Source organism: Ferrovibrio terrae (assembly GCF_943372915.1).
GTDB classification, from domain to species: Bacteria; Pseudomonadota; Alphaproteobacteria; order Ferrovibrionales; family Ferrovibrionaceae; genus Ferrovibrio; species Ferrovibrio terrae_A.
In genome coordinates this window covers 17,453-32,464 of record NZ_CALSAN010000039.1, presented here as the reverse complement: position 1 = coordinate 32,464, position 15,012 = coordinate 17,453, and the positions used below count along the sequence as shown (strand labels likewise).

The following is a 15,012-nucleotide window of genomic DNA, read 5'->3' as shown; positions in this document are numbered from 1 at the left end:
CGCCGGCGCCGGCGGCACCCGCAATATTTCCGGCAACAGCCACATGATCGTCGCGCTCGAGCGCGAGCTGGCCGACCTGCATAACAAGCCCGCCGCACTCGCCTTCATGTCGGGCTACATCGCCAACCAGACCTCGCTGTCCACGCTGGCCCGGTTGATGCCCGGCTGCATCATCCTGTCGGATGCCGACAACCACAACTCCATGATCGAAGGCATCCGCCAGAGCGGCTGCGAACGGCGCATCTGGCGTCATAACGACGTCGCCCATCTGGAAGAACTGCTGCAGGGCATCCCGGCCGACCGGCCGAAGCTGATTGCCTTTGAAAGCGTTTATTCGATGGATGGCGATATTGCGCCAATCCATGCGATCTGCGACCTGGCCGACAAATACGGCGCCATGACCTATCTGGACGAAGTGCATGCCGTCGGCCTCTACGGCAACCGCGGCGGCGGCATCGCCGATCGCGACGGCGCCATGGACCGCATCCACATCATCCAGGGCACGCTCGGCAAGGCCTTTGGCGTGGTTGGCGGCTATATCGCCGGCAGCGCCATCATGATCGATGCCGTGCGCTCCTATGCCCCAGCCTTCATCTTCTCCACCGCCATGCCGCCGGCGATTGCTGCTGCCGCCACCGCCAGCGTGCGCTATCTCAAGCGCAGCCAGGTCGAACGCGCCCGCCATCAGGAACGTGCCGCCACGTTGCGCCGCATGCTGCTCAATGCCGGCCTGCCGGTGCTGGTGAACCAGAGCCATATCGTGCCGGTGATGGTCGGCGATGCGGCCCTGTGCAAGACCGCCTCCGACATGCTGCTGGGCGATCACGGCATCTATATCCAGCCGATCAACTATCCCACCGTGCCGCGCGGCACCGAACGGCTGCGCATCACCCCGACGCCCGTGCACACCGATGCGATGATGCAGGCACTGACCGCTGCCCTGCTCGATGTGTGGCAACGCCTGGGCCTGCGCCGCCAGGCGGCCTAATTCGTTTATCTCTGCTGGTGGTTGTTGCGACCGCCTCGCCCCATGCGGGTGGGCCGGAGGTTATCGGATTTAAACCCTTGTAAACTCTACCTTTGTTAGCGTGACGCCCGTATGAGAAGCCCATCAGGGGCTCAGGATGTCACAGCGCGCCTTTCAATCACTGCCGGATTTCGGTTTCACGCCACTGCAGGTGCAAACCTTGCAGCAGCGTCTGCGTGCCCCGCAATTCCTCTATATTTCCGGGCCGGCCGGCGGCGGCAAGACCAAGGCGGCCATGCTGCTGGCCTGGACCTTTTTCCAGGCCTATCGCCGTCCGTTCCGCATAGACGGCCAGGACATGACCACGACCCAGATCCGTCAGGCCGCCATCGAACAGAATGCCGGCATCCTGTTTCACGACCTGGCCTCGAGCCATGACTACATGAAGGCCGGTTACTGTACCGCCTGTCACATGACCACGGTGGGGATCGCCTTCGATGGTCCATCCAGCGCCACGCACGCCCATGCCTCTCTGGTGGCACGCCTGCCCGATCTCACAGCGCGTGACAATGTCATCGTCATCGGGGTCGAACGCGACGAAGACAGCACCGAGATCGAACGCTACAAGATCGACCTGCATCTGGGCTGATCGCCACTGTGCCATGTTGTCGCAACCGCGCCGCCATGTCGGCCCGGATTGATTTCGGTCAAAGCTGCCTTACTCCCCATGCGCCAATAGTTGCGGCACCGCTTGCCTCATCGGCAAGCGCTGCGCCGCATGTGGGCGCCTGCCAAACAATGGAGCGATTATGCGTATCGGAAAACTTATTGCGGCGACGGCTGGCGCCGCGCTGCTGCTGACCAGCCTGGCTTTCAATGCCGAAGCCGCTGACGGCAAGACCGCGGGCGACATCATGGTGCGCGGCCGTATCATCGGCTTGCTGCCGGCAGAAAGTGCCAACGTCACCATCATTGGCGGCGATGTCGATGCCAGCAACGAATGGACCGGTGAAGCCGACTTCTCGTATTTCTTCACCGATAACATCGCCGCCGAACTGATTGCCGCCACCACCAAGCACCAGATGGCAGTCAAGCGCAGCACGTCTGGCACGGTCGATCTGGGTGATGTGTGGCTGCTGCCGCCGACCCTGACCTTGCAGTATCACTTCGCACCGAAGTCGGCCTTCAGCCCCTATATGGGCGCCGGCCTCACCTATGCCGTCTTCTACAATGAGGACAAGGCCTCGGGTCTGCGCAGCGTCAAATATGACAATGCCTTGGGCTATGCATTCCAGGCCGGTTTTGACTACCAGCTTGGCGGCAGCTGGTATTTCAACGCCGATGTGAAGAAGATCTTCCTCAACACCGATGTCACCGTGACCACCAATACCGGCACGGTGATCCATGCCGATACTGATCTCAATCCCTGGGTGGTTGGCATCGGCGTCGGCTACAAATTCTGAGACTTTTTCAGTGCCGGCCGCGATGGACCTCGCGGCTGGGACAAGACTGCGCCTCCGTCGATCCTGGCGGGGGCGCTTTTTTCTTTGATGGCATCCGCCGCTTCGCCCCGCGACTTGACCGGCAGGCACAGCCCCGCATGATGGGCGACCGTTTTCCCGCTGTGAATGCCATGACCCAGACATCCCCTGCCGTGCATCCTGAACTGCTGCGCCTGCGCGACAGCATCGATAATATTGACGCCGCCCTGATCCATCTGCTGGCCGAGCGGTTCAAATGCACCCAGCAGGTCGGCCATCTGAAGGCGACGCAGAGCCTGCCGCCGGCCGATCCGGCGCGCGAGGCCCGCCAGATCGCCCGCCTGCGCCAGCTGGCCGAAACCGCCAAACTGGATCCTGATTTTGCCGAGAAATTCCTCGCCTTCATCGTGAAGGAGGTGATCCGGCATCACGAAGCCATTGCCAGCGAAAGCAAGGCCGGCAGGACCTGAACAAAAAACGGCGCCCGGCCATGATAGCCGGACGCCGCGTAAAGCGCTGCCGCCAGGGCCGCTAGATGCGCCCCATCAGCAGCAAGACAATCACCACGATCAGCACAATGCCGATGCCGCCGCTGGGGTAATAGCCCCAGCTGCTGCTATGCGGCCAACTGGGCACCGCGCCGATCAGCAGGATGATCAGGATGATAAGCAGGATCGTGCCAATACTCATATCGGCCTCCTTTTATTATTATGAATTTTGACTGGGGAAGAAAACCCGCGGTGCCGGGCAGGGAACTGTCCGGCACCGGGATTTCATGTCTTGCGGCCGAAGACCATCAGCGCAACACCACCGCAGGCGGCAGCCGCACCGACAATCAGATACCACATGGTCATATCCGTGTAGCGACCGGTTACGGTCTCAGACAGCTGCTCCATCGGTGCGTTCGATGCATTCAGCCCGAAACCGAGCATGACGACACCCGCCACCAGGATGATGATGCCGAACAGCATGTTCGTGGGCATGGCGACCGCCTTACTTCACGACCAGGTCGTTTTTCACCGCTCGCACGCCCTGGGTATTGCGGGCGATCTGCTCGGCACGCGACTTGGAAGCTGCGGTATCGACAAAGCCGCTCAGCTGCACGGTATCCTTGAAAGTCTCGACGCTGATCTGGCTGGCCTTGGTCACCGGATCCTTGATCAGTTCGGCTTTCACCTTGGTGGTGATCGCCGCCGAGTCGACATATTCGCCAGTCGATTCCTGCTTGGGAGTCGAGCTGCAAGCCGAAACGGCGACGGCGCCGCCCAGCATGGCAACGACGGCGAGGCTGCGGGAAATTTGGGAGAGGGTCAGCATGATGATCGTCCTTTTCTGTGTTAGACCGGTCATGAGAGACTCATGACCAAAGTTTGTTTTACTCAGTTGACCTGCCGGCAGAGTGGTCATGCCACACTGCCGGCCACCGCGGCCTCATACCTGCCCGTGTATTAGCGCCAGGCAGGCTTGCCGAGATTGATCTGCTCTTCATCGGTGAGACCGCCCGCCGCGGCGCCAACGGCGCCGCCGATCAGCGCACCGCCCAGCACGTTGCCGGTCAATGCTCCGCCAGCTGCGCCAACACCTGCGCCGATTGCGCCACCAGAAAGCGCACGATCAGAAGTGGACTGGCCGCAGGCGCCCAACGAGACACTGGCTGCGATCAGGACTACGGCAGCTGCCGCAGCCATCAGACGGTTCTTTGCTACATGGTTCATGGTCGCCTCCTTGGAGCCCAGAGGGCTCCGGTTCGGCAGACCGGCCCGCATCTGGACACCGCTCTGCACTCTGCACAAGGAAACGGCCATATCGTCGATTGGTTCCGGAACGGGAACCAATGGCGGTCGACTAAAATGTCGGAAGGCCACGAATACCGGCTGCCGCAAGAGGCGGCGCAGCCGATATCGCATAAATCTCACAGGCTGCCGACCAGGCGGCAGCCCGGAGCACCCCATCCCGTGAAAACGAGTTAGACGAAGAAATCCGGGATCAGATCGGTTTCCGCGGTGCCTGGATGGCGGTAGCGCGCGAAATCCTTCAGTCCGGCACTGCGTAACACCTCGTCATCGATGAAGAAATTGCCCGTGGTTTCCCTGGCCGGCCGGGTGAGAACCACATGGGCCGCATCCGACATGATCTCCACCTTGCGGCACTTCTTGCGCAATTCCGGCCCGGTGATCACATTCATCGCGTCAGTGTCGATCGCGGTGCGCGGCCATAGCGCATTGACGCCGACACCCTTGCGCTTGAATTCACCGGCCATGCCCAGCACGCACATGCTCATGCCGAACTTCGCCATCGTGTAGGCGACATGCGGCGCAAACCAGTGTTCCTTCATGTTCAGCGGCGGCGACAGGTTGAGAATATGCGGATTCTCCGCCTTCATCAGGTGCGGCAGGCATTTCTGACTGCACAGGTAGGTGCCGCGCGTGTTGATCTGGTGCATCAGGTCATAACGCTTCATCGGCGTTTCCAGCGTGCCGGTCAGCGAAATGGCCGAAGCATTGTTGACCAGGATATCGATGCCGCCGAAAGCCTCCACGGCCTGCGCCACGGCGGCCTCCACCACCGCCTCATCGCGCACATCCACCACCAGCGGCAGCGCCTTGCCACCTGCCTTTTCAATCGCCTCGGCGGCGGTGTAGATCGTGCCGGCCAGCTTGGGGTGTGGCTCGGTGGTCTTGGCAGCGATGACGATATTGGCGCCGTCTTTGGCAGCCCGCAGGCCGATGGCCAGGCCGATGCCACGGCTGGCGCCCGTGATGAACAGTGTCTTGCCTTTGAGCGACCCGGTCTTGATCACCTCGGTCATGCGTCCCTCCCCGGTTCTTTCCGCGATCATAGCGCGGAGAGGGCCGGCGGAGGAAGCTGCCGCGGCGGCAGGTTATTTCTTGGCAGGCGCCTTGCCGGCCGGCGCCTTGGCAACCGTCCAGGTACCACCGCTGCGGGCGCATTGCTCGGCCACATTGGGCGGGACGCCCTCATAGAAATACGCCTTCACCATCGCCGTTTCCGGCACCTGGTTTTCGGTCTCGGGCGGCAGGCCCTGCATACGGCGGATGTTGGCCTGGATGGTGCGCAGCGGCGTGGCGCACATCCCGACATGGGCGGCAGGGCATTTGTCCAGCCGCTCGGGCACCGTGCGAGCCTGCGCATTGCCCGACGGCCGGCACATGCCATCGATCGTACTCTGCGGCATGTCGCTCACTTCATGGCATTGCACCATCTTCGGCCCGCCCATCGGTGTCATATCCAGGGTCTGCCGGCAGGCCTGGGCAAACCCGGGTTCCGCCAGACCGAGCAAACCGAAGCCGATGATGAAAGCGGCTGCCGAAACGGGTTTCATGCGTGCTGTCCTTGCCTAAGAAAGCAGGCCTAGCCAGAAATATTGGCCTTGCCAGAAAATCAGAGGCCCGGCGCTGTAACGCCGGGCTCGCTGGCAGACTGCAAGACAAATGCGGTAATTGTGTGGCTGCTACTGGGCTGCCAGATCAACCCGATCGGGGAGACCGTCACTGCGGCTGAATTCGTAAATTCCCGCCGGATTCCGCTGCCGCACCACATGGCCTTCATGCATCAGGTGATGCAGATGCGCCAGCGCTTCACCAGCGGCCAGCGTCATGTGATCCTTGATGTCGCGGCGGAACAGCAGCGGCAGCGTCTCGATCACTGTATGCGGCCGCTGCGCCAGGGCATCGAGCAGGGCCTCCAGCCGCACGGCATGATGTCGCTGCAACATGTCGATGCGCTTGTGCAGGCCGATAAAGGGATCGCCGTGGGCTGGCAGCACCAGCACATCGCCTGGCAGGTCGCTGAACTTGGCAAAGGAATTGAGATACTGGGTCAGCGGCCGGGCTTCCGGCTCGCCCGGATAGACGCCGATATGCGGCGAGATGCGCGGCAGCACCTGGTCGCCCGAAATCAGCAGATTCAGTGCCGGCGCATAAAGACAGGCATGCTCGGGCGAATGGCCGTTGCCGACGATCACCTGCCAGTCATGCGCGCCGATGCGCAGGCTATCGCCTTCCTTGATGCGGTGGAAAGCGCGCGGAATCGGTGTCACTGCCTTGGCGAAATTGCCAAAGCCACGCGCTTTCAGTGCGTCGATCTGCGCGGCATCGAACCCCAGCTGCTCATAGAAGGCAATCACATCGGCCGGCACCTCGGGCATTTGCTCGAGTTCGAGCATGCGGCCAAAGCTCCACTCGCCAAACGTCATCCACAGTGGCGCGTTGAACTTCTCATGCAGCCAGCCGGCCAGCCCGATATGGTCAGGATGAAAATGCGTGCACAGGATACGGGCGATCGGTTTGCCCTTCAGATGCTGCGCAACCACCTGGTCCCAGATCTTCTGCAACTTGGATGATTTGAAGCCGGTATCGATCAGCGTCCAGCCCTCGGACTCTTCGACCAGCCACAGATTGATGTAGTCCAGGCCCGGGATCGGTACCGGCATGCGCAGCCACAGCACGCCCGGGCGCATCTCCATCACCTCGCCATCACCCGGCCTGCCGTCAAACGGATAGGTCAGGCTGCCCTGGTCGGAGACAGCGGTGCCGTCGATACCGGGAACGGTCTTGGACTCCGATGCCGGAGTCTGGGCTGCGGGCGCATCGGCCACGGGTCTGGTCCTGATTTTGTTATGGAGGCGAATTAGGCCCCAGTCTGACGCTTAGGCCAGCGTCAGACAAGGGTAAGCCTCAGAAAGGGGAAGTCCAGCGCTGACGCTACGTCAATGCCGGCTTGATATCCCGGGCTATCAGGCGCGCAACAGGTCCGGCGTCACCGCGGCCAGGCTGGCACTGCCTTCGGTGGCAGACCGGCACAGGCCATCCACGCTGGTCAGCACCTGGTCGGCAAACAGCCGCGCCGATACGATCTTGGCGGTGAAATACGGATCGGTGGCACCGCCCGCGATCTCGGCCTTGGCTGCCAGGGCCTGCTTGGCCAGCAGCCAGCCGCCAACCGTGGTGGCAAACGCCCGCAGATAGGGCGTCGCCCCGGCCAGCGCGACGTCCGGATTTTTGGCCAGCTGTCCACCGATCCACTGGCTGGCCTTGCCCAGCGACTTCAATGCGCCATCCAGATTGGCATGAATGGCGGTGAAGCTGTCGCCGGCCTTGGCCGCTTCGGCCACGGTGGCTGCGATCTGCGCGAACAGGGCCTTCACCGTCTCGCCGCCATTCAGCGGCAGCTTGCGCGTCACCAGATCGATCGCCTGGATGCCGTTGGTGCCTTCATAGATCGGCAGGATGCGGGCATCGCGATAATGCTGGGCGGCTCCGGTTTCCTCGATGAATCCCATGCCGCCATGAATCTGCACGCCCATGGAGGCCACTTCGCAGCCGATATCGGTGGCCCAGGATTTCGACAGCGGCGTCAGCAGCTCGACCAGTGCCTTGGCACTTTTGCGCTCGGCTTCATCGGGATGGTGATGCGCGCGGTCGATGGAGGCGGCATTCAGGTAAATCAGGCCGCGGCAGGCTTCCGTCAGGCTGCGCATCAGCATCAGGGTGCGGCGCACATCCGCATGCTCGATGATCGCCACATGCTGTTCGGCATTCATGCCGGGATGGCGGCCCTGCTTGCGCTGTTCGGCATAGTCCAGCGCCTGCTGATAGGCGCGTTCGGCAATTGCCAGGCCCTGGCAGCCGACACTGAGGCGCGCGTTATTCATCATGGTGAACATGCAGCGCATGCCCTGGTTCTCGGCGCCGAGCAGATAGCCGACGCAGTCGCCGTTGTCGCCATAGCTCATCACGCAGGTCGGGCTGGCATGGATACCGAGCTTGTGCTCCAGCGACACCACGCGGAGATCGTTACGCTTGCCGAGCGAGCCATCCTTGTTGACCAGCACCTTGGGTACGATGAACAGCGAGATGCCCTTGGTGCCCGGCGGGGCATCGGGCAGGCGGGCGAGCACCAGGTGGATGATGTTATCCGCCATGTCGTGTTCGCCATAGGTGATGAAAATCTTGGCTCCGCTGATGCGGTAGGTGCCATCGCCCGCCGGCACGGCTTTCGATTTCAGCGCGCCGACATCGGAGCCGGCCTGCGGCTCGGTCAGATTCATCGAACCGGTCCATTCGCCCGACACCATCTTGGGCAGGTACATCGCCCTCTGCTCGTCGGTGCCATGGGCTATGATCGCGTCGATGGCGCCCTGGGTCAGCAGCGGGCAGAGCGAGAAGGAAAGATTCGCCGCCTGCACCATTTCCTGCGCCGCCATGGTGACGGCCCAGGGCATGGCGCCGCCGCCCAGCGCTTCGGGGAAGGGCATGCCGTTCCAGCCGCCGGCGACAAATTTCTTGTAGGCATCGACAAAGCCGGGCGCGGTGCGCACCACGCCATTCTCCGCCTTGGCACCCTCCTTGTCGCCGCCGCGATTAAGGGGCGACAGGACGCCGGCGGCGAATTTGGCCGACTCTTCCAGCACGGCAACCACGGTTTCGGCTTCGGCATTCTCCAGCCCCGGCAGCTGGGCGAGATCGGCCAGGCCGGCGATATGCTCGAGCGTGAAACGCATGTCCTTGACGGGGGCGACGTAGTCCATCTCGGTCTCCCTGACCACTGCTGTTCTGAAGGCGCAGGGATAATATGGTCCGGGATGGCTAGCAAGGCCAAGGCCCGCAGGCTAAAACTCGGCCAGATCAGGATTGGGCATGGTTGACGTAACGATTTCAGAGGCAGCCGACCGGCTGCGCCGCGGCGAAGTGGTCGCCATCCCGACCGAGACTGTTTATGGCCTCGCCGCGGATGCAACCGATGCGTCGGCCGTGGCGAAGATCTTCGCCGCCAAGGGCCGGCCCGATTTCAATCCGTTGATCTGCCATGTCGCCGATCCGGCCCAGCTGGATGCGCTGGTGATGCTGGATGACCGCGCCCGCCGGCTGGTCGCCGCCTTCTGGCCCGGCGCCCTGACCCTGGTGCTGCCGCGCCGGCCCGACTGCCCGGTGGCGCCGGCCGTCTCGGCCGGCCTGCCCTCGCTGGCCCTGCGTATGCCGGCCCATCCGCTGGCGCGCGAACTGCTGGCCCGCGTCGACCGTCCGGTGGCTGCACCCTCCGCCAACCGCTCCGGTCATGTCTCGCCCACCACGGCGCAGCATGTGCGCGACAGCCTGGGCACAGGGATTGCCGTGCTGGATGGCGGGCCCTGCAGCGTTGGCCTGGAATCCACCGTGGTCGGCCTGACCGGCGAAACCGCCACGCTGCTGCGCCCCGGCGGCATCGCGGCCGAAGACATCGAAGCCGTGCTGGGTGAAACACTGGTACAGCCCACCGACCAGACACTGCAGTCGCCCGGCATGCTGCTGAAACATTATGCCCCGCGCCTGCCCGTGCGGCTGAATGCTGCGGCTGCGCAGGGCAAGGAAGGCCTGCTCAGTTTCGGCAAACCCCTGCCCGGCTTCGCCACGGTTTTTCCGCTCAGCGAACGCGGTGATCTGGCCGAGGCCGCCGCCCGGCTCTATGCCGGGCTGCATGCGCTGGATCATGTTGCAGGCCTGGATGGCATCGCCGTGATGCCGATTCCGCAGCAGGGCCTGGGCCTGGCCATCAATGACAGATTGGTCCGCGCAGCCCGTGGACGTTAGCCGCAAGAGGGCTAAAATCATCGCCATGAACGCACCGCTCTCGACACCGCTTTCCGCCGCCCTGCTCGACCGTTTCAAGGATCTGGTCGGCCCCAAGGGCTGGGTCACCGATCCCGATGTGCTCGCCCCGCATTTCCGCGAGCAGCGCGATCTCTATGTCGGCAGCTCGCCCATGCTGCTGCGCCCGGCCAATACGGCCGAAGTCGCGGCCATCGTGAAGCTGGCGCGCGAAACCCGCACCAAGCTGGTGCCGCAGGGCGGCAATACCGGCCTGGTCGGCGGCAACATTCCGTTCATGAGTAATGACGAGATCATCCTGTCGCTGCAGCGCATGAACAGGATTCTCGCCATCGACCCGCTGAACGATACGATCACCGTGGAAGCCGGCTGCATCCTGCAGCAGGTGCAGCAGGCTGCCCGCGAGGCGGATCGCCTGTTCCCGCTCTCCATCGGCTCGGAAGGCAGTTGCACCATTGGCGGCAATCTCTCCACCAATGCCGGTGGTAACGCCGTGCTGCGCTATGGCAATACCCGCGAACTGGCGCTGGGCCTGGAAGTGGTGCTGGCCGATGGTCAGATCTGGAACGGCATGCGCGGCCTGCGCAAGGACAACACCGGCTATGATCTGAAAGACCTGTTCATCGGCGGCGAGGGCACGCTGGGCATCATCACAGCCGCCGTGATGAAACTGCATCCGCTGCCCAAGGCGATGGCGACGGCCTTTACGGCGGTGCCGAGCCCGTCCGCCGCCATCGAGCTGCTGGCCCTGTCGAAAGCCGCCACCGGCGGCCAGGTCACCGGCTTCGAGCTGATCTCGCGCATCTCGCTGGATTTCGCGCTCAAGCACAATCCGGGCACCACCGACCCGGTGGCCGAGCGGCATCCCTGGTATGTGCTGATGGAATTCTCCTCCGGCCGGGACGACGGCAATATCGGCGAAACCATGGAGGCCGTGCTGGCCGATGGTTTCGAAAAGGGCCTGGTGCTGGATGCGGCCATCGCGCAGTCCGATACCCAGCGCGCCGCCTTCTGGAAGCTGCGCGAGCTGCTGTCCAGCTCGCAGAAGCCCGAGGGCGGCTCGATCAAATGCGACATCTCGGTGCCGGTGTCGAAAATGGCCGACTTCATCGATATCGCCTCAAAGGCGGTGGAGGCCTATCTGCCCGGCATCCGCGTCGTCGCTTTCGGCCATATCGGCGACGGCAATGTGCATTTCAATGCGTCGCAGCCGGTCGGCTGGGACCGGCTGGAATACCTGAAACACTGGGATGCCGTGCATACCATCGTGCATGACATCGTGCAGGGCATGCAGGGTTCGATCTCCGCCGAGCATGGCGTCGGCCGCATGAAGATCGACGAGATCGTGCATTACAAGTCGCCGGTCGAAATCGAGATGATGCGCAAGATCAAGCGCGCCTTCGACCCCGACAATATCCTCAACCCCGGCAAGGTGGTCTGGCCCTAACGGGCCGGCGCCTATCCTTTCGCCGGCAGGGCCGTGTTGGGCAGCAGCTTCTGCCCGACCAGCACCAGCAGCAGCAGTGCGATGCCAACCGCATCGCCGATCCAGCCCGGCACCAGGGTCATCGCCAGCGCGCCGACGATCAGCATGGCGCGCTCGTACTGGCGCAGATGGAAGCGGAAGAAGCCATGCAGGCCGGCCGCCAGCATGGCGATGCCGATACAGGCCGAAACCGTCGCATGGATGATGTCCGGCCAATCGCCGATCATCAGCAGGGCGGGCTGGAACACGAACATGAAGGGCACGATGAAGCCCGCGGCGCCGATCTTCACCGCGGCCCATCCCGCCTTCCATAGATCGGCCTTGGCCAGACTGGCTGCGGCATAGACCGCCAGCGCCACCGGCGGCGTGATCGCCGACAGGATGGCGAAGTAGAAGGCGAACATATGGGCTGCGGGTTCGACCACGCCCAGCTTCATGATCGCCGGCACCATCAGCGATACCATGACGATATAGGCCGGCGTGGTCGGCATGCCCATGCCCAGGATGATGCCCGCTACGGCGGTGAGCACCAGCGCCAGCAGCAGGCTGTTCTGCGACAGGCCGATGATCCAGTTGGTGAAGCTGATGCCCAGCCCGGTCAGCGTGATCGAGCCGATCACCAGGCCGGCGCAGGCGCAGGCCAGGGCAACGGCGAGCGTGTTGCGGGCGCCATCTTCCAGGGCTTCCGGGATCAGGCTCCAGCGCAGCTCCTGCCGCGTCGAGGCGCGCAGCATCGCCACCGGGAAACAGGCCAGCGTGCCGGCCAGCGCACAATAAGGCGCCGAATAGCCCGCCATCATGCCGCCGAGGATGATGGCAATCGGAATGAACAGATGCCCGCGCTCGCGGATCACGGTGAGCAGACGCGGCACTTCATGAGCCGGCAGGCCGACCAGGCCCTGGCGCTTGGCCTCGAAATGCACGGCGCCGAAGCAGGCCACGTAATAGAGGATGCTGGGGATCAGCGCCCAGACGGTGACCTGGAAATAGCTCACCGCCAGGAACTCGGCCATCACGAAGGCGGCCGCACCCATGATCGGCGGCATGATCTGGCCGCCGGTGGAGGCAACCGCTTCCACGCCCGCGGCGAAATGCTTGGTGAAGCCGGTACGCTTCATCAGCGGGATGGTGATCGGCCCGTCGACCATCACATTGGCCACGGCCGAACCCGAGATGGTGCCGAACAGCGAGGACGACACCACCGAGACCTTGCCCGGCCCGCCGGCCTGCCGACCGGTCAGCGCCAGGGCGAAATCCATGAACAGCTTGCCGGTGCCGGTGCGCTCCATCACCGAGCCGAACACCACGAAAATGGTGACGTAAGCCGCCGAGACCGCCAGGGTCGAGCCGAAGATGCCCTCGGTGGTCATGTAGAGCTGATCCAGCAGGGTGAGCGGATCGACCTTGGTGACGAACAGGGCATGCGCCATGAACAGCAGTGCGGTGATCGGCAGGGCCCAGCCGATCACCCGCCGTGTCGCGTCCAGTACCACGATCACCAGGCCAAGACCGGCAATGATGTCGAGCGGCTTAAGGTCGTCGATATAGATGATGCGGTTGATGAAGTAATCGTAGTCGATGAACAGGTGGCCCAGCCCCAGCACGCCGCCCACGAAGAACAGCGCATCGAGCCAGGCGAACCGCCGGCGGCCGTCCGGTCGCACGGCGAAGGGATACAGCAGGTAAACCAGCACCAGGGCAAAGGCCAGATGAGTGCCACGGAAGATCAGCGCCTGCGGCGGACCCATGGCGATGACCCACATGTGATACAACGCCATCGTCACGCCAATCGGCGCAGCCACACGGGCCAGCAGACTCTTATCCATGACTTCCCCCGACCAGCACCAAAAAAATTACCGGCGTCGCCCTTATGTTTAAGGCGCGACGCCGGTCAGTCGCCTCAACGTATTATTTCAGCGCGCCGACTTCGCGATAGTATTTCGCGGCGCCCGGATGGAAGGGCACGCCGATATCCTCGGCCATATCCTTCGCCGTCACCTTCGCCATCGCCTTGTTCACGGCGGCCATATCGGCCATCTGGGTCGCCATCGCCTTGGTGATGGCATAGACCTGCGCTTCCGGCAGCTTGCACGAAGCGATGAAATGCGCCGAATAGGCGATCACCGGCACGTCCTTGTCCTGCTTCGGATAGGTGCCGGCCGGCACCACGCCCTTCACATAGCCGGCATTGATCTTCTTCATCGCCGCAACCGCCGCATCATCGGCCGGGATCAGGCGTACGCCGCGCGAGGAGGCCAGATCCATCACCGAGGAGGCCGGGATGGTGGTGCCCAGCGTAAAGACCTGGGCATGACCATCCTGCAGCAGCGCTGCCGCGTCATTGTAGGAGGCCATGAAATTGACCTTGCTCATGTCGCTGTAGGACATGCCATGCGCTTTGAGGATATCCGCCGAGATCGCCTCTGCGGTGTTGCCCTTGGTCTGCACGGCAATCGCCTTGCCCTTCAGGTCGGCGATCTTTTCGATCTTGGAATCGCCGGTCACCACCACCTGGAAATACTGCGGGTAGAGGTTGGCGATCTGGCAGACATTGGTGGTCTTTTTCTCAAACGGCGGATTACCGTTCACGGCATCGACCGTCGAGATAGAATTGCCGAAACCGAAGTCTGTCTTGTTTTCCTCAACGCCCTTCACATTGGCGATGCCGGCGCCCGGCAGGGTCTGGATCGTTACGCCCGGCACGGCCTTTTCGAACATCGCCTTCATGGTGCCGCCCAGCGGCACCCAGACGCCGCCCTGCGGGCCGGTCATCAGCTTGTAGGTCTGCGCCTGCGCATCCGTGCCGGCCAAAGCCGCGACACTGGCCGCAAGAATTCCAACTGTAGCGATGTTGCGATACCGCATAACGTCCTCCCGTTGTTTTTATGGAGGCAAAGTCTGCGTATACGTCCCTGCCACGTCAAGCAAAGATCAGTTGAACAGATCCTGCTGCTTCGGCGATTGCTGCAGCGCGTCATTGGGCAGCAATGCGCCATCGGCCAGGATATGCGTGACGGTTGCGCCATTTTTCAGCAAAGCCGGCGTGACCAGATGGGTGCGATGGCACTGCAGCGGATCGCGTTCGGCGCACATGATTGCTGTCGGCGTGGTCTCCGCCAGCACCAGCAGCTCGGTGATGCCGGCAGCAAAGACCGGCGCCGGCGCCCGCGGCTTGCCACCCAGTGCCTGCCCCAGCCAGCGATAGCCGATGCCGCCCGCCCGGAGGCTCTGCTCCAGGGCCGCACGGTTGAACTGCGGGGCAAAGCGCGAGGCCGGCGCCGATCGCACATCGGCCAGCAGGCCGATGCCATGCCGGCGCAGCAGCGCCAGAAAGGCTTCGGCCGGATGGCTGGAATGCCCGATGGTGAAAATCGCCGCCAAGCTGCACCTCGTGTGGGAGTCCTGTGATGAAAATCACAAGTTACCCATGGGTAACCATCGCAGGATAGACGGTATTTACCCGTATCTATA

The 15,012-nt window shown here is 63.2% G+C and carries 17 protein-coding genes; 6 read left to right on the top strand and 11 right to left on the bottom strand.

Annotated features, from left to right (window positions below):
- The 4 genes from hemA to AAG821_RS19575 all read left to right on the top strand — a co-directional run.
- Positions 1-988: 5-aminolevulinate synthase (gene hemA, locus AAG821_RS19590; RefSeq protein ID WP_341916396.1), on the top strand; the 988-nt coding region annotated here is incomplete at its 5' end.
- A gap of 136 nt (positions 989-1,124) precedes the next feature.
- Positions 1,125-1,616: a hypothetical protein gene (locus tag AAG821_RS19585; protein ID WP_341915409.1), complete on the top strand. Its 492-nt coding sequence runs from the start codon at positions 1,125-1,127 to the stop codon at positions 1,614-1,616.
- Positions 1,617-1,776: 160 nt separating this feature from the next.
- Positions 1,777-2,430 (top strand): OmpW family outer membrane protein, encoded by a 654-nt coding sequence (locus AAG821_RS19580; protein ID WP_341915410.1) that lies wholly within the window; start codon positions 1,777-1,779, stop codon positions 2,428-2,430.
- Positions 2,431-2,600: 170 nt separating this feature from the next.
- On the top strand, positions 2,601-2,918 hold the full coding sequence (locus tag AAG821_RS19575; protein ID WP_341915412.1) for a chorismate mutase: 318 nt from the start codon (positions 2,601-2,603) through the stop codon (positions 2,916-2,918).
- A gap of 61 nt (positions 2,919-2,979) precedes the next feature.
- On the opposite strand, the gene AAG821_RS19570 is transcribed toward AAG821_RS19575, so the two are convergent.
- The 8 genes from AAG821_RS19570 to AAG821_RS19535 form a co-directional block, all read right to left on the bottom strand.
- Positions 2,980-3,138, bottom strand: a complete 159-nt coding sequence (locus AAG821_RS19570) for a DUF3309 family protein (RefSeq protein ID WP_341897137.1) — start codon at positions 3,136-3,138, stop codon at positions 2,980-2,982.
- Between the two features lie 83 nt (positions 3,139-3,221).
- Entirely contained in the window at positions 3,222-3,431 is a 210-nt protein-coding gene (locus tag AAG821_RS19565; RefSeq protein ID WP_341915413.1) for a DUF3185 family protein, read from the bottom strand.
- Between the two features lie 10 nt (positions 3,432-3,441).
- Positions 3,442-3,765, bottom strand: a complete 324-nt coding sequence (locus AAG821_RS19560) for a BON domain-containing protein (protein WP_341915415.1) — start codon at positions 3,763-3,765, stop codon at positions 3,442-3,444.
- A gap of 131 nt (positions 3,766-3,896) precedes the next feature.
- On the bottom strand, positions 3,897-4,163 hold the full coding sequence (locus AAG821_RS19555) for a YMGG-like glycine zipper-containing protein (RefSeq protein WP_341915416.1): 267 nt from the start codon (positions 4,161-4,163) through the stop codon (positions 3,897-3,899).
- A gap of 251 nt (positions 4,164-4,414) precedes the next feature.
- Positions 4,415-5,257 (bottom strand): NAD(P)-dependent oxidoreductase, encoded by an 843-nt coding sequence (locus tag AAG821_RS19550; protein WP_341915417.1) that lies wholly within the window; start codon positions 5,255-5,257, stop codon positions 4,415-4,417.
- 72 nt (positions 5,258-5,329) lie between these two features.
- Complete coding sequence (locus AAG821_RS19545; protein ID WP_341915419.1) at positions 5,330-5,791, bottom strand: hypothetical protein; 462 nt, start codon at positions 5,789-5,791, stop codon at positions 5,330-5,332.
- A gap of 129 nt (positions 5,792-5,920) precedes the next feature.
- Positions 5,921-7,066 (bottom strand): MBL fold metallo-hydrolase, encoded by a 1,146-nt coding sequence (locus AAG821_RS19540; protein ID WP_341915420.1) that lies wholly within the window; start codon positions 7,064-7,066, stop codon positions 5,921-5,923.
- 138 nt (positions 7,067-7,204) lie between these two features.
- Positions 7,205-8,998 carry an acyl-CoA dehydrogenase gene (locus tag AAG821_RS19535; protein ID WP_341915421.1) on the bottom strand — a complete coding sequence of 598 codons (1,794 nt, stop codon included), beginning with the start codon at positions 8,996-8,998 and terminating at the stop codon, positions 7,205-7,207.
- A 109-nt stretch (positions 8,999-9,107) separates the two neighbouring features.
- Between AAG821_RS19535 and AAG821_RS19530 the strand changes: the two genes are divergently transcribed.
- Both AAG821_RS19530 and AAG821_RS19525 read left to right on the top strand, forming a co-directional pair.
- The gene (locus AAG821_RS19530) at positions 9,108-10,037 is read left to right on the top strand and encodes an L-threonylcarbamoyladenylate synthase (protein WP_341915423.1); all 930 of its coding nucleotides are present in this window, start codon (positions 9,108-9,110) and stop codon (positions 10,035-10,037) included.
- Positions 10,038-10,062: 25 nt separating this feature from the next.
- Positions 10,063-11,502, top strand: coding sequence for an FAD-binding oxidoreductase (locus tag AAG821_RS19525; RefSeq protein ID WP_341915424.1), 1,440 nt, complete (start codon positions 10,063-10,065; stop codon positions 11,500-11,502).
- Between the two features lie 11 nt (positions 11,503-11,513).
- Here AAG821_RS19525 and AAG821_RS19520 read toward each other — a convergent pair whose 3' ends face one another.
- From AAG821_RS19520 to AAG821_RS19510, 3 genes are all read right to left on the bottom strand, one after another.
- The gene (locus AAG821_RS19520; protein ID WP_341915426.1) at positions 11,514-13,367 is read right to left on the bottom strand and encodes a TRAP transporter permease; all 1,854 of its coding nucleotides are present in this window, start codon (positions 13,365-13,367) and stop codon (positions 11,514-11,516) included.
- Positions 13,368-13,449: 82 nt separating this feature from the next.
- Positions 13,450-14,406, bottom strand: a complete 957-nt coding sequence (locus tag AAG821_RS19515) for a TAXI family TRAP transporter solute-binding subunit (protein ID WP_341915427.1) — start codon at positions 14,404-14,406, stop codon at positions 13,450-13,452.
- Between the two features lie 66 nt (positions 14,407-14,472).
- On the bottom strand, positions 14,473-14,922 hold the full coding sequence (locus AAG821_RS19510; RefSeq protein ID WP_341915428.1) for a DUF488 domain-containing protein: 450 nt from the start codon (positions 14,920-14,922) through the stop codon (positions 14,473-14,475).
- Positions 14,923-15,012: the final 90 nt, after the last annotated feature.

Coding starts and splice junctions, on each gene's coding strand:
- AAG821_RS19585 (WP_341915409.1), top strand. CDS start 1,125: ATGTCACAGCGCGCCTTTCAATCACTGCCGGATTTCGGTTTCACGCCA.
- AAG821_RS19580 (WP_341915410.1), top strand. CDS start 1,777: ATGCGTATCGGAAAACTTATTGCGGCGACGGCTGGCGCCGCGCTGCTG.
- AAG821_RS19575 (WP_341915412.1), top strand. CDS start 2,601: ATGACCCAGACATCCCCTGCCGTGCATCCTGAACTGCTGCGCCTGCGC.
- AAG821_RS19570 (WP_341897137.1), bottom strand. CDS start 3,138: ATGAGTATTGGCACGATCCTGCTTATCATCCTGATCATCCTGCTGATC.
- AAG821_RS19565 (WP_341915413.1), bottom strand. CDS start 3,431: ATGCCCACGAACATGCTGTTCGGCATCATCATCCTGGTGGCGGGTGTC.
- AAG821_RS19560 (WP_341915415.1), bottom strand. CDS start 3,765: ATGCTGACCCTCTCCCAAATTTCCCGCAGCCTCGCCGTCGTTGCCATG.
- AAG821_RS19555 (WP_341915416.1), bottom strand. CDS start 4,163: ATGAACCATGTAGCAAAGAACCGTCTGATGGCTGCGGCAGCTGCCGTA.
- AAG821_RS19550 (WP_341915417.1), bottom strand. CDS start 5,257: ATGACCGAGGTGATCAAGACCGGGTCGCTCAAAGGCAAGACACTGTTC.
- AAG821_RS19545 (WP_341915419.1), bottom strand. CDS start 5,791: ATGAAACCCGTTTCGGCAGCCGCTTTCATCATCGGCTTCGGTTTGCTC.
- AAG821_RS19535 (WP_341915421.1), bottom strand. CDS start 8,998: ATGGACTACGTCGCCCCCGTCAAGGACATGCGTTTCACGCTCGAGCAT.
- AAG821_RS19530 (WP_341915423.1), top strand. CDS start 9,108: ATGGTTGACGTAACGATTTCAGAGGCAGCCGACCGGCTGCGCCGCGGC.
- AAG821_RS19525 (WP_341915424.1), top strand. CDS start 10,063: ATGAACGCACCGCTCTCGACACCGCTTTCCGCCGCCCTGCTCGACCGT.
- AAG821_RS19520 (WP_341915426.1), bottom strand. CDS start 13,367: ATGGATAAGAGTCTGCTGGCCCGTGTGGCTGCGCCGATTGGCGTGACG.
- AAG821_RS19515 (WP_341915427.1), bottom strand. CDS start 14,406: ATGCGGTATCGCAACATCGCTACAGTTGGAATTCTTGCGGCCAGTGTC.